At 62.6% G+C, this 21680-nt stretch carries 21 protein-coding genes, 1 tRNA gene and 1 riboswitch; of the genes, 14 read left to right on the forward strand and 8 right to left on the reverse strand.

Annotated elements, in window-relative coordinates; all coding sequences use genetic code 11:
- The first annotated feature begins 68 nt into the window (after window positions 1-68).
- The 3 genes from ACILSQ_RS23655 (at window position 69) to ACILSQ_RS23665 (ending at window position 2023) form a co-directional block, all read left to right on the forward strand.
- Complete coding sequence (locus ACILSQ_RS23655) at window positions 69-566, forward strand: hypothetical protein (RefSeq protein ID WP_395746142.1); 498 nt, start codon at window positions 69-71, stop codon at window positions 564-566.
- A 146-nt stretch (window positions 567-712) separates the two neighbouring features.
- Entirely contained in the window at window positions 713-1498 is a 786-nt protein-coding gene (locus ACILSQ_RS23660) for a hypothetical protein (RefSeq protein WP_395746143.1), read from the forward strand.
- A 60-nt stretch (window positions 1499-1558) separates the two neighbouring features.
- On the forward strand, window positions 1559-2023 hold the full coding sequence (locus tag ACILSQ_RS23665) for a hypothetical protein (RefSeq protein WP_395746144.1): 465 nt from the start codon (window positions 1559-1561) through the stop codon (window positions 2021-2023).
- 160 nt (window positions 2024-2183) lie between these two features.
- Here ACILSQ_RS23665 and ACILSQ_RS23670 read toward each other — a convergent pair.
- The 3 genes from ACILSQ_RS23670 to ACILSQ_RS23680 all read right to left on the reverse strand — a co-directional run bounded on the left by ACILSQ_RS23670 (window position 2184) and on the right by ACILSQ_RS23680 (window position 5144).
- Window positions 2184-2258 (reverse strand) — tRNA-Val (locus ACILSQ_RS23670).
- A gap of 203 nt (window positions 2259-2461) precedes the next feature.
- Window positions 2462-3238, reverse strand: coding sequence for a helix-turn-helix domain-containing protein (locus ACILSQ_RS23675; protein ID WP_395746145.1), 777 nt, complete (start codon window positions 3236-3238; stop codon window positions 2462-2464).
- A 22-nt stretch (window positions 3239-3260) separates the two neighbouring features.
- Window positions 3261-5144, reverse strand: a complete 1884-nt coding sequence (locus tag ACILSQ_RS23680; RefSeq protein ID WP_395746146.1) for a TonB-dependent receptor plug domain-containing protein — start codon at window positions 5142-5144, stop codon at window positions 3261-3263.
- Between the two features lie 57 nt (window positions 5145-5201).
- Window positions 5202-5429, reverse strand: a riboswitch (cobalamin riboswitch).
- A 321-nt stretch (window positions 5430-5750) separates the two neighbouring features.
- Here ACILSQ_RS23680 and thiE point away from each other — a divergent pair.
- Window positions 5751-6374 carry a thiamine phosphate synthase gene (gene thiE, locus ACILSQ_RS23685; protein ID WP_395746147.1) on the forward strand — a complete coding sequence of 208 codons (624 nt, stop codon included), beginning with the start codon at window positions 5751-5753 and terminating at the stop codon, window positions 6372-6374.
- Between the two features lie 58 nt (window positions 6375-6432).
- Here thiE and ACILSQ_RS23690 read toward each other — a convergent pair whose 3' ends face one another.
- The gene (locus ACILSQ_RS23690; RefSeq protein WP_395746148.1) at window positions 6433-9246 is read right to left on the reverse strand and encodes a M16 family metallopeptidase; all 2814 of its coding nucleotides are present in this window, start codon (window positions 9244-9246) and stop codon (window positions 6433-6435) included.
- Between the two features lie 147 nt (window positions 9247-9393).
- The gene (locus tag ACILSQ_RS23695) at window positions 9394-10266 is read right to left on the reverse strand and encodes an alpha/beta hydrolase (protein ID WP_395746149.1); all 873 of its coding nucleotides are present in this window, start codon (window positions 10264-10266) and stop codon (window positions 9394-9396) included.
- A 170-nt stretch (window positions 10267-10436) separates the two neighbouring features.
- Here ACILSQ_RS23695 and ACILSQ_RS23700 point away from each other — a divergent pair, with 170 nt between their 5' ends.
- From ACILSQ_RS23700 to dhaL, 9 genes are all read left to right on the forward strand, one after another.
- Window positions 10437-11312: a hypothetical protein gene (locus ACILSQ_RS23700; protein WP_395746150.1), complete on the forward strand. Its 876-nt coding sequence runs from the start codon at window positions 10437-10439 to the stop codon at window positions 11310-11312.
- A gap of 38 nt (window positions 11313-11350) precedes the next feature.
- Window positions 11351-11977: a ribonuclease HII gene (locus ACILSQ_RS23705; protein WP_395746151.1), complete on the forward strand. Its 627-nt coding sequence runs from the start codon at window positions 11351-11353 to the stop codon at window positions 11975-11977.
- A complete protein-coding gene (locus tag ACILSQ_RS23710; protein WP_395746152.1) occupies window positions 11974-12504 on the forward strand; it encodes a YraN family protein in 531 nt (176 codons plus the stop codon). The genes ACILSQ_RS23705 and ACILSQ_RS23710 overlap by 4 nt, the downstream gene beginning before the upstream one ends.
- Window positions 12505-12652: 148 nt before the next feature.
- Entirely contained in the window at window positions 12653-13666 is a 1014-nt protein-coding gene (locus ACILSQ_RS23715) for a dihydroxyacetone kinase subunit DhaK (RefSeq protein ID WP_395746153.1), read from the forward strand.
- Window positions 13667-13678: 12 nt separating this feature from the next.
- The gene (locus ACILSQ_RS23720; RefSeq protein WP_395746154.1) at window positions 13679-14041 is read left to right on the forward strand and encodes a Crp/Fnr family transcriptional regulator; all 363 of its coding nucleotides are present in this window, start codon (window positions 13679-13681) and stop codon (window positions 14039-14041) included.
- Between the two features lie 29 nt (window positions 14042-14070).
- Complete coding sequence (locus tag ACILSQ_RS23725; protein WP_395746155.1) at window positions 14071-14343, forward strand: hypothetical protein; 273 nt, start codon at window positions 14071-14073, stop codon at window positions 14341-14343.
- 3 nt (window positions 14344-14346) lie between these two features.
- Complete coding sequence (locus tag ACILSQ_RS23730; protein ID WP_395746156.1) at window positions 14347-14604, forward strand: HNH endonuclease; 258 nt, start codon at window positions 14347-14349, stop codon at window positions 14602-14604.
- A gap of 254 nt (window positions 14605-14858) precedes the next feature.
- Window positions 14859-15947: a hypothetical protein gene (locus tag ACILSQ_RS23735; RefSeq protein ID WP_395746157.1), complete on the forward strand. Its 1089-nt coding sequence runs from the start codon at window positions 14859-14861 to the stop codon at window positions 15945-15947.
- Window positions 15948-16053: 106 nt separating this feature from the next.
- The gene (dhaL, locus tag ACILSQ_RS23740; protein WP_395746158.1) at window positions 16054-16689 is read left to right on the forward strand and encodes a dihydroxyacetone kinase subunit DhaL; all 636 of its coding nucleotides are present in this window, start codon (window positions 16054-16056) and stop codon (window positions 16687-16689) included.
- Here dhaL and ACILSQ_RS23745 read toward each other — a convergent pair.
- Both ACILSQ_RS23745 and ACILSQ_RS23750 read right to left on the reverse strand, forming a co-directional pair.
- A complete protein-coding gene (locus ACILSQ_RS23745; protein ID WP_395746159.1) occupies window positions 16676-18208 on the reverse strand; it encodes a thiamine pyrophosphate-binding protein in 1533 nt (510 codons plus the stop codon). The two genes, dhaL and ACILSQ_RS23745, sit on opposite strands and share 14 nt — an antisense overlap.
- Complete coding sequence (locus tag ACILSQ_RS23750) at window positions 18205-19230, reverse strand: chorismate-binding protein (RefSeq protein WP_395746160.1); 1026 nt, start codon at window positions 19228-19230, stop codon at window positions 18205-18207. The genes ACILSQ_RS23745 and ACILSQ_RS23750 overlap by 4 nt, the downstream gene beginning before the upstream one ends.
- A 100-nt stretch (window positions 19231-19330) precedes the next feature.
- On the opposite strand from ACILSQ_RS23750, the gene ACILSQ_RS23755 reads away from it, so the two are divergent.
- Entirely contained in the window at window positions 19331-20860 is a 1530-nt protein-coding gene (locus ACILSQ_RS23755) for an SIS domain-containing protein (RefSeq protein WP_395746161.1), read from the forward strand.
- A 96-nt stretch (window positions 20861-20956) separates the two neighbouring features.
- Here the strand turns inward: ACILSQ_RS23755 and ACILSQ_RS23760 are convergent, their stop codons facing one another.
- Entirely contained in the window at window positions 20957-21586 is a 630-nt protein-coding gene (locus tag ACILSQ_RS23760) for a hypothetical protein (RefSeq protein WP_395746162.1), read from the reverse strand.
- Window positions 21587-21680: the final 94 nt, after the last annotated feature.

Raw genomic sequence — 21680 nt, forward strand, 5'->3', positions numbered from 1 at the left:
TAAACTCGCTTTGCAGGGAGCAAAAGCAGTTTACAGAAGTTACAGAAGTTACAGAAGCACTTGAAGCCATGTCAGAAACGAGCCCAGCTGAACTCATCCTTGAGCGGTTTTGCGGACGTGAGGTCCACCCCGTCGTCAGAGCGACATGGAATCTCTACCGGGATGAAGACATGGAGCGCATGACGTTGTGCATCAATCTCAAGGCGGGAACAGGAACGACGCTGCATGAAGATACGCAGGAACTTCACGCCAAGCCGTCGTGGGAGATCAATCTCGTCGAGCCCGGGCTGGTGGAAGCGATGCTGGTATCTGGTGCCGAATGGGCGGTGCCAGAAGGCTACGATGAATCTCGGGGCGGCTACGTGACCAATTTTTATTACTGCTCGCATGAGCCGAGCGATGACAACCACATTCATATTCTGGCGGTGGATGGTGACCGGCTGCTGTTAAGTCTCAGTGGCGAAACCATCGACGTGAATTTCTACGACGGCTCAAAAGCGCCTACGAAGCTCTTTGTGAAAACATGGTTCAGCCGCGACGACGACACCTGCCGGTCAATGTCATAAGAGGAGTGTTCAGGTGAAAGAATTGGAAGCGGGATGCCTGTGCCGTAGGAGCTGCGTGTTGGTGAGAGAAAGGTTCACGGTGCCTGTGGGGAGGTGTTGGTTTCGGTTGCGCGTTCGCAGTGCTTGTCCTAGGAGAGCCGCGATTTATGGAACCTGAGAGCACCCCTGAGAATCCAGCACCTGCAAGTCTGACGTCCTCCCAAGCAGCGGATGTGGGAGGGGCGGCGGCGAAGGCGGCTGAGGAGACGAAGGCGGCGGTGGAGATTTTTGAGCTGTGTGCGGCGATTTTGCTGGGGCTGGGGGCGACGATGGGGAGCATTGCGGGGTATCAGGGCGGGCTGTGGGGCGGGAAGTCGCTGGAGAGCTTTGGCCAGTCGTCGCGGATGACGACGAAGGCGGCGGATGCGGGGACGTTTGCGGACTCTGAGATCGCGTCTGACAGCCTGGTGAAGCTGGAGGCGATGCAACTGGTGACGCGGGCGAAGAGCCTGCCGCAGGGCGCGGAGCGCGAGCTGCTGCTGCGCCAGGTGAGCGAGCTCTACCTGCGCGAATACAGCGACGAGGCCTACGATGCGCTGGATCTGCCGCTGAAGCCGCGCCAGAAGTACGATGACAGCGGCGAGCTGACGGACCTGCGGGAGGAGGTGATTTTTGCGGCGGCGAAGCAGGACTTCCACAAGAACTACTACGGGTGGATGTATGAGGAGAAGACCAAGCACGCGGCGAAGGCGGAGGAGCTCTTTGCCGACGGGCAGCGCGCCGGCGCGGTGGGGGACCAGTTTGCGCTGAACGGGGTGTACTACACGATGTCGTTGTTCTTTGCGGGCCTGGGCCTGGTCTTCAAGAGCCGGGTGCGCTGGGGGTTTTTTGGCCTGGGTGCGCTGATCTTTCTGGGCGCGCTGATTTTCATGTGCGGGCTGGAGTGGGCGTGAGAGGGGTGGATGGAAGTGGCGGAGTTGATCTGACCGGGACAATGAATATCATGGTCGTGCATGATGACTGTCGGCAGCGTTTCACGAGAGGTGGCCACGGAGTGGTTTGAGTTTCTTGGCGAGGGATTCCGCGGACGGCGGACGGCGATCCGGGATCTGACCCACGGGGTGCCGGAGTTTGTGTTCTGGATCTATCCGGACGGCAGGCTGCATGATGCAAAGACGAGCCACCGCGCGCATCCGCCGCCGGGGTTTGAGCATATCTTAAAGGATGAGCCTGACTACGGGGGCTTTCTGCGAGGCCGTGTGGTGCGGCATGCGGGGAGGCAACTGGTGGCGGTTTACTGCCGGGAGAGCGCTCTGGCGGCGCCGGGGAGGCCATTGAACCAGCTTCTGGACGGGCTGGAGCAAATGCCGATGCCCATGGATGAGGAGGCTCTGGTGATCAGTGACAACGCGGACATTTACGGAACTCTGCGTGACCTGTGGGAAAGGCGCTATGAGAGTCCTGCGACCGGCGGGTGAGGCCCATTGCAGAGGCTCCTGCCCGAGGCCGAAATGCAGCCCCCGCAGAAGAACATGCGGGTCCTCAGCACGACATCAAGACCGACATTTCGCGATCGCCGGAGGAGAACTGCCAGTGAACCATCTGTTGGAAAATCACGACGTGGCGATTTGTTCAAGATGGTGCGCGGTGCAGGGTTCGAACCTGCGACCCCTGCCGTGTGAAGGCAGTGCTCTACCGCTGAGCTAACCGCGCGGAAGTTGTGGGGCGGAGTCTGTAACAGGGCTTCGGCGGTGGGGCAACCGGAAATTGCAAATCTAGTGAGCATCTGTTCGTGAGGTGCCTTGCGGTCAGAACTGGCAGGAGGGCAGCGGAGGACTTGAGCTTCGGGGGGCTTTCGCTTCCGGGAGGAGGAGTAGGAGGAAGAGGAGGAGGAGGAAGACGGCTGACGCGGCCCCTTACACGCGGCGGAGGCGGAACTGCTGGAGGTATTTGAGGGGCGTGAGGCCCATGTGGCGGTGGAAGTGGTGGGTGAGGGCGCTTTGATCGCAGAAGCCGAGATCGCGGGCCACGTCTGAGATGTTGGCGCCTTCGCGCTGGAGGGATTCGCAGGCGGCCTGGATGCGGAGCTTCATGATGAAGGCCTGCGGACTGGCGCCGAAGGTCTCGACGAATTTGCGGTGAAGCTGGCGCGGGGAGAGGTGGACGATCTGCGCCAGCTCGGTGATGGAGACGCCGGTGCGGAAGTGCTCGCGGATGTAGGAGAGCGCCCGGTCGATCTGGAGGTAGGGCTGGAGCATCTGCTTCTTTCCCTCAAAGCTCTGCACGGTGCCCATGATGCCGATGACGCGGCCTTTGGCGTCGGTGAGGGGAAGTTTATTGGTGACGAACCAGTCGGGGAGGCCCTGGTCGGTGAAGAAGAGCTCGACGATGTTGAGCTGGGCCTTGCCGGTGCGGAGGACTTCCTCGTCATCGCGGCGGAAGTTTTCGGCGAGGCGGGCGGGGAAGAGATCGAAGTCGTTTTTGCCGACGATGCCGGCCTCCTCCGTGATGCCAAAGCGGTCCATGAAGCGGCGGCTGGCGCACATGAAGCGGAAGTCGCTATCCTTGGCAAAGAAGGCGAGGTCCGGCAGGTGGTCGAAGAGGCGGTAGAAGGGACTGTCCGCACTGACGCGACGGATGAAACGTTCGCGCAGTGCGGCAGGGGATTCGGGGCGTGGCGCGGGAGAGCTCACGCCCCAGTCTTAGCCATGCAGACTAAAAGCGCAAACGCAGCCCGGCATAGGCGCCAGTGCCCATGACGGGGTAGCCGGGAATCTCGGCATATTTTTGGCCGAGGAGGTTTTCCACGCGGGCAAAGAGGTCGAGGTGCTCATTCACACGCCAGTTCGCCGAGAGGCGGACGTTGAGACAGTCCTCCAGATCGCGCTGGGCGAAGGTCACGGGGTCGTAGTCCTCACGGTCGATGATGTAGAGGGCGTTGAGGTTGAAGGTGACATCCTTCACCGGCTGGAAGCGGATGCCGCCGGAGATGGAATGGCGCGGGCGGCGGACGAGGCGGGCCATGTTTGTATTGTCATAGGCGTCCAGGTAGGTGTAGCTGAGATTGATGCCAAACATGGAGCAGGGGTTCCAGTCGAGCCCGCTTTCCAGGCCCTGCGTGGTGGCGGAGCCGATGGCCACGGGGATGAAGAGCGGGGCCGGATATTGATAGGTGTTCTTCAGATCATTGCGGAAGAAGGTGGCGCGCAGGGTCAGCTTGTTTTGAAACAGCGGCTGGGTGATGCCGGCCTCATAGCCGCGGCTGCGTTCCGGCGTGATGAGCGCCGGATTTCCGCCGAAGACGGGGGTGAGATCCTGCGGCGTGGGTGGTGTGTAGGCGGTGCCGTAGTTCGCATGCAGCACGGTGTTGATCTTCGGCACCATGTAGCTGATGCCGCCGCGCCATGTGAGGGCGTCGTTGAAGTCGGAATATTTGTCGTAACGGATGCCGTTGACGAGATTGAAGCCTTTGAAGAGCTCGGCCTGGGACTGGATGAAGAAGGCGTAGTTCGTCTGCGCCTGGGAGATGTCCAGCATCTGGGCGGTGTCATTGTAGCGGCTGATCTTCTGGTCCTGAAACCACGCGCCTGCGGTGAGGGTCCACTCGTCCGTGACCTTCAGCGTGCTTTTGTATTCCAAAAAGTCCGTGCGTGAGCTGGTGCGGTTGTTGGGATTGAAGAAGCCGCCCATGCCCGTGGCCACCTGCCGGAACTGGCTGTGGGAGAAGGTGAGGGACTGCGTCCACCGGTCCGTGGTATTCCATACCAGCCGGGGGGAGATGCTCCAGAACTCGGAGAGGAGCTGGGCATCCGGATCGGCGGCATAGATGGTGCCGGGCGTGCCGGCCTGCGCGGTGTAGTAGCGCGTGTCCAGGTCGAAGCGGAGGCTCTCGGCAAACTGGTAGCCGGCTTTGCCCGCGAGGTTCGTCTGGCGGAACTGGCTGTTTTCACGCTGGCCGGCCATGTCTGTGCGGCTGGCCTCGAAGCCCCAGTCCAGCGCGCCTGCGGCGCCGATGGAGCCGATGCCTTCGCGCACGGTGCCGTAGCTGCCGGTCTCAAAGAAGGCGGTGGTCTTCGGCTTTTCCAGGCCTTTGCCGCTGCGGGTGATGATGTTGATCACGCCGCCCATGGTGCGGCCGCCGTAGAGGCTGGCTGCGGGGCCGCGCAGCACTTCGATGCGCTCCACATTGTCCAGCGCCATGGTTTCGAGATTGAAGGAGCCGGCGAGGTTGGCGGGGAGGGGCCTGCCATCGATCATCAGCGCCGTGTCCTTCGTGGTGGTGCCGCGAGTCATGACGGTGGCCACGTTCCCGGGGATGCCGGGCGTGGCGATGGCCACGCCGGGGACATTGCGCAGGGCATCGACGGCGAAGCGGTACTGCTGCTCCTCGATTTTTTTGCGGTCGATGACGGTCACGCTGCTGGCGGTGCGCCAGGACTCCGACTCGGACATCGTTGCGGTGATGACGACTTCGGGGATGTCGTCCGTTTTTTGTTTTTTCTGGGCGGGCGTCTGCGCCACGCTGGTCTGGATGGCGGCTAGAAGGGCCGCCGGGATCGCTGCGCAGAGGCGGCGACCCAGGTGTTTCTGGAGGTACATGTCGTTGTTTGTTTCATTGGTTCGATGAAATCATCCGTGCACCGCCATGAGGCGGGGCGGGATGATGTGTTCGCAGCGAGATGTTCGGACTCCGGGTGTGTGCGATGGCGTTTGACCGCCCCGCTCCTCGCCTCCGCCTTCACCAAGGATTGCTCCCGATTGGCTTTGCTCCATGCCCGAGGGCATGAATGGAGGTCTGTGACCCGATACCGCAGCGCCACTGTGGCCGGTTCTCACGGCCTTCCCTGCATCTGCGAACGGTTTGGCTGCAGGGCGTGTGAAGGCCCTGCAGATAAAGAAAACGGAGGCCCCGCATGGGACCACCGCCATGACGTTTCATAGGCTCCCCGGAGAGAGCGAGCAACTGGAAATCGTGGGTGGAGCGGCGGGACACGCGACAGGAACCGGCTGAAGCCGGCCGGTCCTAAAATGCGAAGTCCTGCGGGCGCGCACTGTGGGCGGGGAGCCGGAAGATGGACCACGGAATACACAGAACCTAAAATCCAATTCCGGTTTCCGTGTGTTCCGTGTGTTCCGTGGTTCAACTGATTGGGCGCGAGCTTGGAAGTGCTTGCGCAGCGGCTTCATTACACGCATCGGATGGGGATGAAACACATTCAAGACGCGCGGCTCTATGGCATTGTGGATCTCGGTTATGTCACGGCGGAAAATGTCGCGCGCATGACGGAGCAGCTCTGCTTGGGCGGCGTGGATGTGCTACAACTGCGGGCGAAGAAGCTGGCACCGTGGGAGATTGAGCGGCTGGCGCGGCTGATGCTTCCCATCACCCGCTCCCATGGCGTGCCGCTGGTGATCAACGACCATCTCGACATCGCCGCCGCCATCGGCAGTGAAGGAGTGCATGTGGGCCAGGATGACCATGCGGTGGCGCGCGCGCGCGCGGTGGTGGGACCGGCATGCTTTGTGGGGAAGTCCACGCACAGCCTGGCGCAGGCGGTGGCGGCGCAGGAGGAGGGGGCGGACTACATTGGCTTTGGGCCGCTGTATGCCACGGGGACGAAGCCGGACTACGTGCCCATCGGTTTGCAGGACATCGCCGAAGTGCACCGACGGGTGTCGGTGCCGGTCTTTTGCATCGGCGGGGTGAACGCCGCCCGGCTGGATGATGTCATCGCGGCCGGTGCGCGGCGCGTAGTGGTGGTGTCAGCGTTTCTGCTCGCGGCGGATGTGGCGAAAGACGTGCGGGACTTAAAGACGCGGATGAGGTGAGTCAGACGGGGGCGGAGACCCCCTCGCCTTGGAGAAGCGGGCGCCGTCGTGCGCGGCGTTACTTCTTTTCAATCGGGATGACGTCGGCTGAGACGGCACGGGCGGCGCCCAGGTATTCTTTGGCCAGGGCTTCGAGCTCGTCTCTTTTGATGCCGGAGAAGTCGGTGACGAAGCTCCGGGCCCAGTCCAGGCGCTCAGGGTGCTCCTGGGCGCAGCGGAGGACGTTCATGGACCAGTAGCGGTTGTCTCGGCGCATCTGCTCGAGCTGTGCGAGCAGGGGCTTCATGGCTCGGTCAAATTCATCGTCGGTGATCGAGCCGGTGGAGAGCTTGTCGGCGATTTCGGTCACGAGCTTGGTCAGGGATTCGGCGAGCTCGGGCTTGCACTCGATCATCGTGGTCATGTAGCCGTAGCCGGGGAAGCTGTCGTTGGCCACGTGGTAGCAGGCGGGGCTGTAGGTGTCTCCGAGTTCTTCGCGCACCTTGATGCGCAGGCGGTCGTCGAGGATGTTGCCGAGCACCGTCAGGCGGCGGGTGCGCTGGATCTGGCGCATGTCCGTGGTGGGCCAGTAAACCGTGGCGATGGCCTTCGGGATCTCCGTGTCAAAAGAGAAGGTCTTGCTGGCGGCGGGCTTGGGGAAGGCCACCTGGCGCTCCTTGTCGTAGGCGGGCTTCTTGTCCGCGCGCTTGGGCAGGGCGCCCAGAGTTTTGGCCACGGCATCGAGCGCGGTATCGGCATCGACATCTCCGAGGACCGAGACTTCGAGGTAGTCCTGGGTCAGCGCCGGGGTGAGCCACGCCTTGAGTTCGGCAAGGTTGCGCTTGCGCATTTCCTCGATCTTCGGGAAGCCCCAGCGGGGATCTCCCGAGTGCATGAAGGAGACGACTTCACTGTTCATGACACCCTCGGCGGTATGCTGAATCTGGGTGTAGAGAGGGTCGAGATTTTTTTCAAACTGGCGCGCCGCCTCTTCGCGATAGCCCGGGGCCACGAGGTAGGCGGTCAGAAGCTGGAGCTGGGCCTCGAGATCCGCCGGAGTGGTTCGCCCGCTGAGCAGGAAGGCTTCGTCACCGACAGAAAAATCACTGCCCACCGTGCGGCTGGCGAAGATGCGGCGGATGTCATCGAAGCCGTGCTTTTCCAGGCCGCCCAGTTGGAAGGTGCTCTGCGCGAAAGGGATGATGCCGGGCTTGTCAGTCGGTGTGCTGAGCTTGCCGCCGCCGAAATTGATCAGCACGCGGATGGTGCCTTTTTCAAATTCGGTGTGCTTGAAATTGAAGCGCACATTGTTGTCAAACACCGCCTGGGTGATCTCAAGGTCCTTGGCCTCGGAGCGGCTGGCGACCTTGCCGGGGGTGCCAAAGCCGGTGTAGGCAAAGGTGGCGGTTTCTTCCTTGGCAGGCGCAGCCACGGGCTTTTCATGGCTGGCCTTGAAGGTGTCGATGATCTGCTTGCTGGCATCGCCTTCGAGCTTGAGATTTCCGCCCAGGAAGATCTGCACGTCATCGCCTTTCCAGTCGGCCACGAGCGCGGCATGGCTGTCCTCCTCTTTCAGTCCGGCCAGCACCTTCGAAATGCGGGCCAGGTCATCGGCGGGATGGGTGAAGACTTTCTTGCTGGCGAGGATGCTCACCAGGCCGCTGGCGAGATCGCGCGATTTGCGGCTTTCGGCCTGATCTGCGCGCAGCTTGGCTCCTTTAAGCACGGTGGCCTTGGCCTCTTCGAATTCCGCCTCGGTGAAGCCGTGCTCGATGGCGCGGCGCAGCTCGGTTTCCAGCAGGGTGAGCGTGGCCTGCCAGTTTTTCGGGTCACACTGGCCCTGGATGCCGTTCACGCTGACGAATTCGAGATACTCGTAGCTGTAGCTCTCCGCGCCGATGAAAGGCGCGCCTTCAGCCTTGGAGAGCTTGGAGAGGCGCTGGTTGATCATCATGTCCGCGAGATCGCGAATGGTCTTCTCGCGGCGGGTGGCGGCGTTGTCGGGCTTGTTCTTGGCGGGGCGGGGGATTTCGATGGAGATCGTGAGCGCCTCCGCCTGCATTTCGGTGTGGAGCTTGGCAATGATGCCGTAGCCGGAGGTGACCTTGCCGAGGTCGGGGTCTGCTGCATCGCTGTTCTTCGGCTTGGCGTCGGCAAAGTGCTTCTCAATCTCCGCCTTCACTACGGCGGTGTCTTTGAAATCGCCCACGGCGACGACGACGGCACGCTTCGGAGTGTAGTACTTTTCATAGAAGTCCACGAAGCGCGGCCGCTTCATGGTCTTGATCATCTCCTCGGTGCCGATGGGCATGCGGTGGGGCAGGATCGAATCGGGCAGGGCAAATTTGTAGCCAGCCATCTGGGTGCGGTACTCGATGGAGTCGCGGCTGAGTTTTTCGCTCAGGATGATGCCGCGCTCCTTGTCGATCTCGGTTTCGTTGAGCAGCATGCCGTCCAGGTCGTCACGGAAGAGCTGGAGGCCTTCCGCGAGGTATTTCGCATCCACCTGGGGAAGCTCGAGCATGTAAACAGTCTCCTTGAAGGAGGTGTGCGCATTCGTGTCGCCGCCAAAGCTCATGCCGAGGCGCTGGAAGTACTCCACCATCTCGCCGCCTTTGAAATGACGCGAGCCGTTGAAGGCCATGTGCTCCAGGTAGTGGGCCATGCCCTGCTGATCGTCCTGCTCCATGAGCGAGCCCACGTCCATGTAGAGGCGCAGGCTGGCGCGTCCGGGCGGCTCATCGTGCGGCAGGATGACGTAGCGCAGGCCGTTTTCCAGCACGCCAAACTGCGCCTTGGGGTCCGGCTTCAGATCGCTGGTGTCCTGCGGCCAGGTGGCGGCATGCGCGGCGGCGGTGGAAAGGAGGGCTGCGAGGAGAAGTGAGCGGAGCATGGTGGTGCGGCGTAGGGTTGGAAAGATAAACGGACGGCGGAGTCAGAGCGGCCGGGGAATGCGCAAGTATTCCGATGACGAAACGGCGTGGGGGCGGGGATTCGTCATGGAGATTTCGGAATTCGACATTCCCGCTCGGGGCGCGGTCTAGTCCACCTTGCCCAGGCCCGCCTCGGGGTCGGGCTCCAGGAAGCCGAGCTCGACGAAGAGCTCGTCCATGGCCATGAGCGTGGCCTCGTACATCTCGAAGGAGAGATTGAAATTGAAGAAGCCGTGGCCCTGGCCTTCAAACTCGATCAGGCGGCAGAGATTCTTCTTCTTGCTCGACTTGCGGGCAAACTCATAGGAGCCGTCAAAGGGAACAACGCGGTCCGCCGTGCCGTGCATGATGAGCATGGGCGGCAGGCCGGGGCGGATGGCGCGGATGAGGTCCGCGGCCTTGCACGTGGCCTGGTCCGGCCAGCGGTCACGACCGAAGGCGTACTTCGAATAGGTGTCGAGCACCGGATTGAACAGCACGATGGCGTTCGGGGCCGGGCTGCAGTCGAGCGCGTCAGAGGGGTCGTCGAAACCGCTGAGGATGGCGGAGGAGGCGATGGCGTGGCCGCCGCCCGAACCACCGACACCGACGATCTTGCCGGGATTGATGCCGAGCTCGACCGCGTTCATGCGGATCCAGCGGATGGCGGAGCGCGCATCGGCCATGGCTTCCACCGGGCCGGTGCCGTGGCGGGTGCTGACGCGATAGTCAAAGCAGATCGTCGTCATGCCGCGCGAGGCGAAGTAAACGCAATGCGGGGCAAACTGGGCCACCTGGCCGTTGTCCCAGCCGCTGCTGAAAAAGAAGGCCGCCACCGACTTGGGATACGAAGGAGCTTTGTCCATCTCAGGTTCCCAGATGTAGGCAGAGAGATTCACACCGCCGACGGTCTTGTAGATTTCTTCGCGGGCGGTCTTCAGCAATTCCCGATTGCGGTCGATCGGGGGTGTGCGGTGCTGGCCTTCGCTGTGGGACTCCATGTTTTGGGGGTAAAGACGTTGACGTTTACCAGAATCACCAAATCGGCAAATGGTTTTACTCTGGATTAAAACTATCACAGCGAAATTTCCCGGATGCTAATCATAAAATGCTGATGACCGGTTGTTTTTCTGTGAAACTTGGACTTCTTCATTGTCCCAATCCGCCCGTCATGCGTCTTTTCCTCCCGTTGATCCTTGGATTCAGCCTCTTCCAGCTCTGCCAGCCTGCGCGTGGGGAGGAGGATCCGGCGGCGCTGCGGGTCACTCTGGAAAAAGTTTACGGCAACTGGCGTGATGCGATGCTGCGCAAGGACGCAAACGCCTGGGCCGCGAGCATCACTCTGTATCGCCAGACGGTGATTCGGAACGCCGTGGTGAGCGAGCGCCTGCCTTTCCCGGAGGCGGTCTTTGCCTCCGAAGTGCAGCCGCCCTCGCTCGGAGGTCTGCGCCTGCTGGAAGCCCAGGCGGTGGGAGACACCGCCCACCTGGTTTATTTTGGCAGGATCGACATGGGGCAGGACAAGGAGCTGATCCGGGAGAACATTCTCAAACTGAAATTCTTCCGGGAGAATGGGACGTGGAAATACGACAGCAACCGCATCTCCCGCCTGGACGGCGCGCCGGAGGTGCTCAAGACGCTGCAGGAGGGCAAGCGCCCGGACTTTCTGGATTCACCGGAGTACACGCCGCCGGGCACCGCGCCTGCGCCGCCGCCGCTCTGCCGGGTGCCGGACTACAAGGCGGGCTGCAAGCTGCAGACCTTTGGTTATGAAACGACGATGAGCATGAACGGCATCACCTATGAGCCGGTGCGGGACGGCCTGGACCAGCAGATTCTGATCGGCGGCCTCATCAAGGGGCACAACGAGATCACCCTGCACATCAAACCGGTGCCAAGGCCGGAGGGGGAAAAACCCGCGCTGCAAATCCGTGTTTACATCCTGCCCAAGGAGCCTGGCAAGCCCGGCACCGAGGTGCTGCGCTGGGAGGCGCCCGAAAGCGGGGCTCCGGCGAAGGTGACGCTGCCGATTGAGGTGAAGTCATAGTTTTTTTGTTCTCTGTTCGCTGTTCTCTGCTTTTCACCATGCCGACGATTGATCATGAAAATTCGCTGCGGGCCGCGGGGTTCCGGGTGGTCGCGGGGGTGGATGAGGCGGGGCGCGGACCCCTGGCCGGACCGGTCTGCGTGGCCGCGGTGGTGCTGCCGGAGGACTTCACCCATGCCGAGCTCAATGATTCCAAACAGCTCAGCGAGGCAAAGCGCGAGCTGCTGTATGAAGAGATCACCACGGATGTGCGCATCCGCTGGCATTGCGTGAGCATCGAGCCGCGGGAGATCGACCGCATCAACATCCTCCAGGCCACCTGGAAGGGCATGCGGCGCGCGGTCATGGGATTGCAGCCGGCTCCAGACGCCGCTCTCATTGACGGTCTGCCGGTGAAACGTTTTCCGGTGCACCACGTGGCGCTGGTGGAGGGGGACAGCCTCAGCTTCTCCATCGCGGCCGCCAGCATCATTGCCAAGGTCACGCGCGATCGCCTCATGGTGAAAATGGCGCGGAGGCATCCGCAGTATGGTTTCGAGTCCCACAAAGGCTACCCCACCCCCGCTCATCTGGCCGCGCTGCGGCAGCATGGCCCCTGCCGGCATCACCGCATGAGCTTCGGTCCGGTGGCGCAGCGTGAATTTGATTTCGGCCCGACGCCATGAAGATGCTCCTCTCCCGACCGCAAAGCCTGTGGCGCTGGCTGCGGCGGCGGATCACGGGCGATGCACGCCTGCGCGCAGCCGCACTCTGGGTCTGGGCGCGGCCGCTGCGGGCCTTTCAGCGGCGGCTGGCAGGGCGCAGGATGGGCAGCGCGGAGCTCGGGTCCTTGGGCGAGCTCATCGCCGCACGCTGGCTGGCGGCGCACGGGCGCAAAGTGCTGCACCGCAACTACCGGGGCGCCAACCGCGGGGAGGTGGACATCGTGGCGCGGCATCGGGACGTCCTCACCTTCGTCGAGGTGAAATGCCGTACCAGTACCGCGTTTGGCCGCCCTGCCGATGCGGTGGGCCCGGACAAGCAGCGCCTCATTCGGCGCGGCGCGCAGGACTGGCTGCGTCTGCTGGGGAACCCGCGCATCAAGTTCCGCTTCGACATCGCGGAGGTGATCCTCACGGAGGGCGAGAGGCCGCGGGTGAACATCATCGAGAATGCCTTTCAGATGCCGGACAGCTCGATGGCGGGGCGGTAGCGCCGCGTGGCGAGACGGGGCGCGTCCCAGCCAAGAGAGGAAGAGAGGGGGGCGGAAGAGGAGGACTCTGCGCCGCCAATCGGCTTTGACAGTCCCCGCGCACGCCGTAACACTGGCGGCTCCTTTCCCAACCCAGACGACCCTGACCATGAGCCAAGCCAATCCCGCGAAGAAGATCATCAACAATCCGCTGAAGTGCGCCGACGAACTTTTTGAGGGGCTCGTGCTCGCCTATGATGGCAAGGCGCGCCGTGTGGGCACGCGCTCCATCGTGATGAATGATCTGCGGCCGGATGCACCGGCGCTGCTGGTGGGCGGGGGCGCGGGGCATGAGCCCATCTACCACGGGCTGGTGGGCAAGGGCATGGCCGATGGCGCCGCGGTGGGCGAGATCTTTGCGGCGCCGCCGCCGGATATCGTCCTGGAGGCCGCGCAGGCGGTGAACCGCGGCAAGGGCGTGCTCTTCCTGTATGGGAACTACGCCGGAGACGTGATGAATTTCGACATTGGCGCGGAGCTCGCCGCGGACGAGGGCATCACCGTGAAAACCGTCATCATCGCCGACGACGTCTGCTCCGCTCCGCCGGCGGAAAAGCACAAGCGCCGCGGCGTGGCCGGCCTCGTGCCCATCACCAAGATCGCAGGTGCCGCCGCCCAGACGGTGGATTCGCTGGATGAGCTGGCCCGCATCGCGCAGAAGGCCTGCGACAACACGCGCACCGTGGGTGTCTCCACCAAGCCCGGCAGCATCCCTGCCACCGGCAAGCCCACCTTTGAACTGGCGGATGACGTGATCGGCCTCGGGATGGGCATTCATGGTGAAAAGGGCGTGGGGCTCATCCCGATGTGCACGGCGGACGAACTGGCGGCAAAGATTCTGGATCTGCTCTTTGGCGATGACCTCGCTCTCGCCGCCGGAGACGAAATCGTGTTTTTCATCAACAGCCTCGGCTCCACGCACATGATGGAGCTGCTGATCCTCCTGCGCGGGGCGAAGCCGATCCTGGATGCGCGCGGAATCAAGATTCACCAGACGATCGTGGACAACATCGTCACCTGCCAGGAGATGGCGGGCGTGAGCTTCAGCATCACGAAGCTGGATGCTGAGCTGAAAAAACTCTGGGACATGCCCTGCGAAAGCGTGGGCTACACGAAACTCTAAACTGCACGAGCCATGAAACTGCCAGACATCTTCTCCAGCCCCGCCAACGTGAGGTCCGTTCCGCAAGGAGCCGCTGTTTTCAACGCGGGAGACGAGTCGGGCGAGATGTATGTGGTGCAGAGCGGCGAGGTGGAAATCGTGATCAACGGCGTGGTGGTCGAAACCGTGGGTCCCGAAGGATTTTTCGGGGAGATCTCCCTCATCGAAGACTCCGTGCGCGCGGCTGATGCCATTGCCCGCACCGACTGCAGGCTGCTGCCGGTGAACCGCCACCACTTTCTCTACATGGTCGATGAGATGCCCCAGTTTGCCCTGCACGTGATGAAGGGAATGGCGGACCGCCTGCGGCGCGCGGACAAGCGGGCGGAGGGTTGAAATCGACTTTGGAAAGGTTATATTTATTTATGAACCCAGCAGCCATCACGGAAGCGGGCATTTTGAGCCGCGTCATCCAGCCGGGAACGGGCGGATGGGACAAGGCGGCCGCCACTGCCATTTTGAGTTTTTCATTCTCGGAGGAAGATCGAGATCGAATGACGCTTCTTTTGGAGAAAGCCAAGGCCGACACTCTGAATGAGGCGGAACGAACAGAATTGAAAAATTTCCAAAAAGCAGGCCGCACCCTGGAACTAATGAAGGCGCGTGCGCGCATCTCACTGCAACAGGCCGCCGCTTAAGGCATGTCTCGTCCTTCGCGCGAACTGGAAAGGCGGGTGATTGCACAGGCGGGAGGTCGTTGTGAATATTGCCGCCTGCCGGAAAAGATCTCGGACCTGCCGTTCCATGTGGATCACATCATCGCGGAGAAGCACCGCGGCCAGACAGTTCTGGAGAATCTGGCCTGGGCGTGTTTTTCCTGCAACATGCACAAAGGTCCCAACGTCGCGGGGATCGATCGTGACGGGCGAGGTGGTCAGGTTGTTTCGCCCGCGCCATGACGTGTGGGATGAACATTTCAGGTGGAAAGGGGCATGGCTGCATGGTCAGACAGATGTTGGCCGGACAACAGTCATGGTATTGGAGATGAATGATCCCGATGTGGTTTTGCTGCGCGAGCTTCTTCTTGCGGCCGGAGCTTTCTAAGGAGGGGAGGAAACGCAGGTGAGCATGGCCGGCCGCCTGCGGAGAGTTGAGATCACAAATGATCGGACGCAGGCTTGCCTTCGGAAGGCGGGAATGAGATTCTTGGTGCATGAAAATGCGCACATGGATTCAGGCGGTGTTTTCGCTGCTGCTGGTTTCTGCCAGCCAGGCGCAGTGGTTTCCAGAGAAAGGTCCGTTGTTCTCCGCAGAGGACCGGCAGCGGGCGGAGCAGCAGGCGGGAGATACTCTGAGCAAAGCTGCCAAGACTGAAGGCGCCCAGGAGCATGCAGGCCGCGCCATTCTATCGGGCGATCTCTTTGCCGATGGGCGGTGGCTGGCTGTCGTCGAGTCACCTGCCGGCCTTGCGCTGCTGGCCTGGGAGCACGATGCCTGGCATCTGCTCGCCCTGTGGAATTTGGCCCCCGTCTGGATTCCCGCCGGGAAAACGAAGAATGATTTTCCCGAGTATGTCCATATTCTGCCCGACCTACCGGCCACGCCTTTTCAGATGAAAGATCTGGATGGCGACGCGATCCCGGAATTGATCGTCACCTTCAACAATGATGGCTATCGTCTCGGTTATGCGATCATCAAAAAGGGCCGGGGAGAAAACGTGCCTCAACTGCTGGATGTCTTTTCCAGTCTTCGTCCACCGCAGGGCCGTGCCGGTTATCTGCTCACCTTCTCGGATTCAGGAAGAAAAGCCTGGTGGGGGGAGACTGACTATTACCGGTGGGAAAAGGGGCTGCCGGTGCACGCCGCCACCTGGCATGACAACTGTTATGACCCCGACAAACCCTTTTGGGCAGTCACCCGCCACGACACCGCTCAGACGCTGCGCATCTCCCCAAACGAAACGTCTGAAAATGCGTCGAGCTTTGTGCTCACCCAGGTGGGCGGCGATCAGGAAAAGGACGAGCCCTATGCAATCGTCGATGTCAAATGGCGTCCCGGGCTGGTGCCCAAGTACGAAAAGCTGGATCAGCACACAGCCGCTCAGCGCAGCTCCTCTGACTGCTACGCAGCCGCTGAACTCTGCCTCTTTGAAAAAATCACGGGACTCCCGGCCGCCGTTTTTGATGAAGAGATCAATGGGCTGCCCGTCGCTGAAATCGCTCCGTTGACCAAGCGTCTGGAGATTCGCGCGAAGGGCACGCCGGAAGCTGTCCAGCGGCTGGCGCCACCGGAGCACAAGTGAGACCGTTTTGCGGCGTCGGTGCGGAGGTGAAGAGGCGGGCCGGCGGCAGATGCCGCACCCCGTTCCCGTTTGACATCCCCGCCAGAGCGCCAACAATCGCGGTCCCATGTCCAAAGCCAACCTTTCCAAAGACCAAGTCAAAGCCATGCTCCTGCTCGCGTGCGAGCGCATCATCGCCGCGGAGCCGATGCTGTCCCAGGCGGACCGTGATTTGGGAGACGGGGACCATGGCATGGGCATGGAGCGCGGGATGCGCGCGGCCATGGAGAAGCTGAATGCGGCGGAGCCCGAGAGCATCGAAAAAGCCTTTTCCACCGTGGGCATGGCGATGATGAGCAGCATGGGCGGCGCGAGCGGCGCGATCTTTGGCACCTTTTTCCGCAATGGCGGCAAGGCGCTGGCCGGAAAAGAAAGCTTGGATGCGGCCGGCCTGGCTGCCTTTCTCCAGGCCGGTGTGGACGGTGTGAAGCAGCGCGGTGGCGCCGCCATCGGCGACAAAACGTGCGTGGATGCCATGGAGCCCGCAGCCGTCAAGGCCGCCGCCTTCGCCGGTCAGTCTCTCCCTGAGGCCATCGAGGCCGTGGCCGTGGCCGCCGAGGGTGGCAAAGACGCCAGCAAGGCCATGGTGGCGAAGTTTGGCCGTGCCAAAACACTGGGAGATGCCTGCATTGGCTTTCCTGATGCGGGCGCCTGCTCCGTGGTGGTGATCATCACCGCTTTCCGCGATTTCATCGTGGCCTGATCACCGGCCTCTGCCAGTCTTTCCAGAAGGCCTCGGTTTCCAGCGGGTCCGGCCGGATCTCGATGACCATCGGCATCGGCAGCAGGTCCGCGAGGTCATTCGCGTCGTCGGTCTGCAGATACTCCATGCCCCACATCTGGGCCCAGGGTTCAAAACCCAGGGAGTGACGGTTTTCGATGACGCTGCGCGCGCCGTCCGGAAGGGCTCGCATGCTGGCCACGCGTGAGAAGATTTTGCCGCCGCCGTTGTTGATGACGACGATGCGCAGCCGCGGGTGGTCCATCTGCGCGATGACCCAGGGCGCCGCGAGATCATACAAGGCGCTCAGGTCCCCGAGGATGAGCCAGCACTCCCCGGCATGCACGGCGCTGGCGCCGAGGAAGGTTGAAACGAGGCCGTCGATTCCGTTGGCGCCGCGGTTGCCGAAGAACTCCACGCCGGGCTGCGCGGTGTTCAGCGCGAGATTGAATTCGCGAATGGGAAGGCTGTTGCCCAGAAACACCCGTGAGCCTGCGGGAATGGCGCTGGCGATCTTCCGCACCCAGGCGGGTTCGGAGGCGGGAAACTTGTCGAACTCAGGCTCAAACCGCAGGATGCCGCAGGGCGGATCCACGCGGGCAAACTGCGTGCTGCGAATGTTTTCCCACGTGAGCGTCTCCACATTCTCCGTGCGTGCCAGCCCGCTGAAACCAGTGCGGGTGATGTTGGTGACTTTGATTTTTGGCTGCGACTCCAGATCACGCCACCAGCGCCATGACGGCACCGCGCCAATGCGCAGGACATGCGCCGGGCGCGCGGACTGCAGGGCACGTTCGCCACCGGGGATCAAAAGCGGATGAAGCTCAGGATAGACGTGCAGATTGGAGGTGGCTTCCGCGATGATGGGTGCGCCGAGATGCATCAGCAGGGCCGCCGCTTCCGCTGCCTCCTGTGGGTGCAGGCCCGCCGCCAGAACGAGATCGCATTCCAGGGAGCAGACCGGTCCTTCCTCGGACGCTGGGGGTGGCGGAGCGGCGGAAAAATCGACACCGGGCACGTTGGTTTCCAGCGGCTCGTCCAGGCAGACATTGAGATGCATGGGGCCGTCTGAGCAGTGGCCTTCGTGGGACTCATCCGTGGCGTCCCAGTCTCCCACGACGGTCGCATACACACCGAAGAGCCCGGCCTGCTCGATGGCCTGCGGCGCGCCGCTGCCACGGTAGCTTTTCGGGCGGTCTGCCGTCACGAGCACGAGCGGCAGATGCTGGTAATGCGCCTCGATGGTGGCAGGCAGCAGCTCCGCCGCCGCCGTGCCGGAGGTGGTCACCACGGCCACAGGCTGGCGGTCTGCCATGATGCGGCCGAGCGCGAAGTACGCGGCGCTGCGTTCTTCAAAAAAGTTCCAGATCTTCACCCCGCTGCAGGCCAGCAGGGAGGAGACCAGCGGTGCATTGCGCGCACCGGCGGCCACGCAGATTTCACGCACGCCGAGGTAGGCGAGGGTGTGCAAAGTTTGTTGAATGAGCTGTGCCTGCGTCATGATTGAAGAGCCAGCAGGCGCAGCACGGCCTCGCGCTTGAGGCGCAGCTCGCGCCATTCGTGGTCGAAGGCGCTGCCGCCCACGATGCCGCAGCCGGAGGGCAGGCTGATCTGGTCCCCCTCCCAGCAGATGCCGCGGATGGCCACGATGATGTGCGTGGTGCCGGTGCCGCCCGGCTCTGCAAAGCCGAAGGGCGCGCCGAAGAATCCGGGCACTTTGAGCTGCTGGCGGTACTCGCGCAGTTTTTCCAGCGCCTCTTCATCCCGCGGCAGGCAGCCCACGGCGGGTGTGGGATGCAGCAGAGGCACGAGCTGCGCGGGGTCGGCTACAGTGGTCAGATTCACGCTCAGCTTGGACTGAAAATGCACCAGGCCGGAGGTCTGGCACAGGATGCGCGGCTCACGGGTGACGGCGCCCAGCGCCTGGAGCTGCTGGGTGAGGTAGCGCACCACGATCTCGTGCTCCTCGATCTCTTTCACATCGGTGAGGAAGGCGTCCTGATTGCCGGGCTTGGCGGTGCCGGCCAGCGCCATCGTTTCGAGCTGACGTCCCTGCACTTTGAAGAGCAGCTCCGGCGTCGCGCCCAGAAAGCCGCCGCCGTCTTTGACGTGCGCATAGCCCCACATGTTTGCCGGCGCCTGCATGACCTTGTCCAGCAGGCGGCGCGGGTCTCCCGCGGTCAGAGTGCCGGATTCGGTGAGCACGGGCACCATTTTTTCCAGCCGCTTGGCCAGCACCTCGCGGCGGATGCGCCGGAAGGCCATTTTAAACCACTCCGTGGCAGGCTTGGCCCACTGGATCTGGGGCTTCTGGGAACCGTTGAGGTGAATGGCCTCCGCAAGGCTGCCGGCAGTGACCTCATGCAGCCGCCCGGGCACCTTCCAGGGCAGGGGGTCCCGCAGGTCGAAGTCATTGATATAGAAGGCTCCCCCCGCGGCTGGCGCGGCGGCCAGCGCGGTGAAGGGGCCTTCTCCCAGCCATGCCCGCCCGTCGGGCAGCCTGAACAATGCGAATTCCATCATGCGAGTTTCCATGCATAGTGAAACGCACCGCGCCGGGTGCAAGATGGGAAAGTGTCACATGTGAACATCCGCCGCGCCGCGCCAGTCGAATCCATACTGCATGAATGCCGCCGACGAGTTTCTCCAAGTCGCCACCGACTACCAGCTCGGCGCGCTGGATACGGAGTCTCAGCACCCCTTCACCACCTCGCTTTCACAGATGGCCCGCACGGATGTGGGGGAGGCGGTGAAGCTGATGCATCAGGTGGACATTCATGCCGTGCGGCAGTTTGCCGCCAAGGCGGCCCCCCTCGCGGACCTCGCCCGGGCTATCGCCGCCACTCTCGCATCCGGGCACCGGATCTTTCTTTGCGGCTGCGGCGCCACAGGGCGGCTGTCTCTGAGCATCGAGGTGTTTTGCCGCATGGGCGTCCTGCCAGTGGCGGATCCAGATCGCGTGGTGGCCTTCATGGCCGGGGGGGATCTGGCGCTGATCAAGGCGATCGAGACCTTTGAGGATCACCCGGAATATGGGGCGCGGCAGCTTGAGGAGCTCGGCTTCATCAATGGTGACCTCCTCATCGCCTCGACGGAGGGCGGCGAGACGCCCTTTGTCATCGGTGCGGCGGAGCGCGCGGCGGAGATCTCTACAAATCCGCCGTGGTTTCTTTACTGCAATCCGGACGAGCAGCTCGTCAGAGTCGCGGCGCGCTCCAGGCGGGTGATTGAAAACCTCGCCATCCGCAAACTGAACCTCAGCGTCGGCGCCATGGCGGTCTCCGGCAGCACGCGCCTGCAGGCCAGCACGGTGCTCATGGCGGCGATCGGCTTTGCCTTCCTGCATCACCGCGACCCGGAGCATGCCCCTGGAGAGGTGCTGCAGTTGCTGCGGCACGTGGCGCACTGCGACGGCCAGTTTCTGGTGCCCTTCATCGAGCATGAGGCGGCGGTGTACCAGCGCGGGGCGTTTGTGTTTTATGTCAGCTCGCGCTTTGGCATCACCGTCGTCACGGACACCACGGAGCGCGCGCCCACCTTCAGCCTCGTGCCGTTTGAAAAGCAGGATGATCCGGCAGCGCAGGCCTCGTGGTGTCATTTCCTCATGCCGGAGCAGCCCGGCGCGCACGCCGCATGGCACGCGCTGCTGCGCCGTGAACCGCGCACGCTGGAGTGGCCGGATGTGCGCCATGTGGCCGGGGCGGAAGTGCTGGAGTCGTATGACTTTTCAGCGCAGCTCGCGGCCCGCCGGCGCGCACGCACGCACGGGGCCGAGCATCTGCAATTCCACATCGACGGCGGGGCGGGGGAGATGGTCTGGGAGTTTGACGGGCTGAAGCATGCGATGGATCTGACGGGCATCCACGAATTCCACGCGCACCTGCTCCTGAAGATGCTCATCAACATTCATTCCACGCTCGTGATGGGCCGCCTGGGTCGCTACCTGGACAACCTCATGACCTACGTGAAGCCCAGCAACAACAAGCTCATCGACCGCGCGGTGCGCTACGTGCGCCTCCTGGCCCAGCGCCGCACCGGGAAGCTGCCGGACTACGAGAAGGTGACGCGGCTGCTGTTTGACGAACGCGACAAGCTGCAGCCGGGAGAACCGATCGTGCTGAAGACGCTGACCGCGCTGGGAGTGGCGGTGTGACCATGGAGCCGGGGTCTCTGACCCCGGGTCTGGGTGTGCAAGCGAGAGGTTTTGAAATTGAAACAAATGTTGGATGCACGGAAGTGGGATGCGTTGTCATCTCCCCCGCAGCCACGTCAAGACTTCGGTGAGCACCTCGGCTGCATGTGGACGATGCGGCCAGTATCGTCGGAGGAGTCTTCCTGGTCTAGCCCAGTCGCTGCCATAAAAATCTGTGCACACGATGGTCAAATGGTCACCGGCCGGTAAATCTCCCAATACTGCGGAGGCCGCCACAATTTCGTCAGCCAGCGCAAAGCATTCCCGGATATTGGCGGCGTCCTCCTCCTCGTTTGAATAGATGCCGCCGAAAGCCAGGTGAAGGAACAGGCGCAAAGGGCCGAAGAAAAGGTAGTACTGGATCGCGTATGAGTTGATGCCATGTCCTGAATGAGCCAGAAGAGCGAATGGTGCCAAGGTACTGACGCGCTCCTCCACATATCTATCGACATCGTATTCCCACATTGTCACCTCGCGTGTGGAAAAGACCCACCGCTCTTTTTCCTCCAGTGCTGCGGCAAGCTCCTCGGGAACCTGTGGAAATGCCAGACCTGCGCGGTAGAAGGTCGCGCGAGCTTTTTCCAGACCGGTTAGCGGAGCATCTCCTTCTGCCAGACCCAGTGGCCGATCGTTGGTAAGAGGGGGCGATGTTTGGACTGCTGCGGAAGATGCAGACGGCTCACTCATGGGGGGGGCAGGCGGATGGAAGAGAATGGGGGGCGGAGACCCCCAATCCTTGGTGGGGGTCTGGAGACCCCCGGTCCTTGGGGGCGGGGGTGAA

The organism is Prosthecobacter sp., assembly GCF_044227185.1.
In the GTDB taxonomy this organism is placed as follows: Bacteria; Verrucomicrobiota; Verrucomicrobiia; order Verrucomicrobiales; family Verrucomicrobiaceae; genus Prosthecobacter.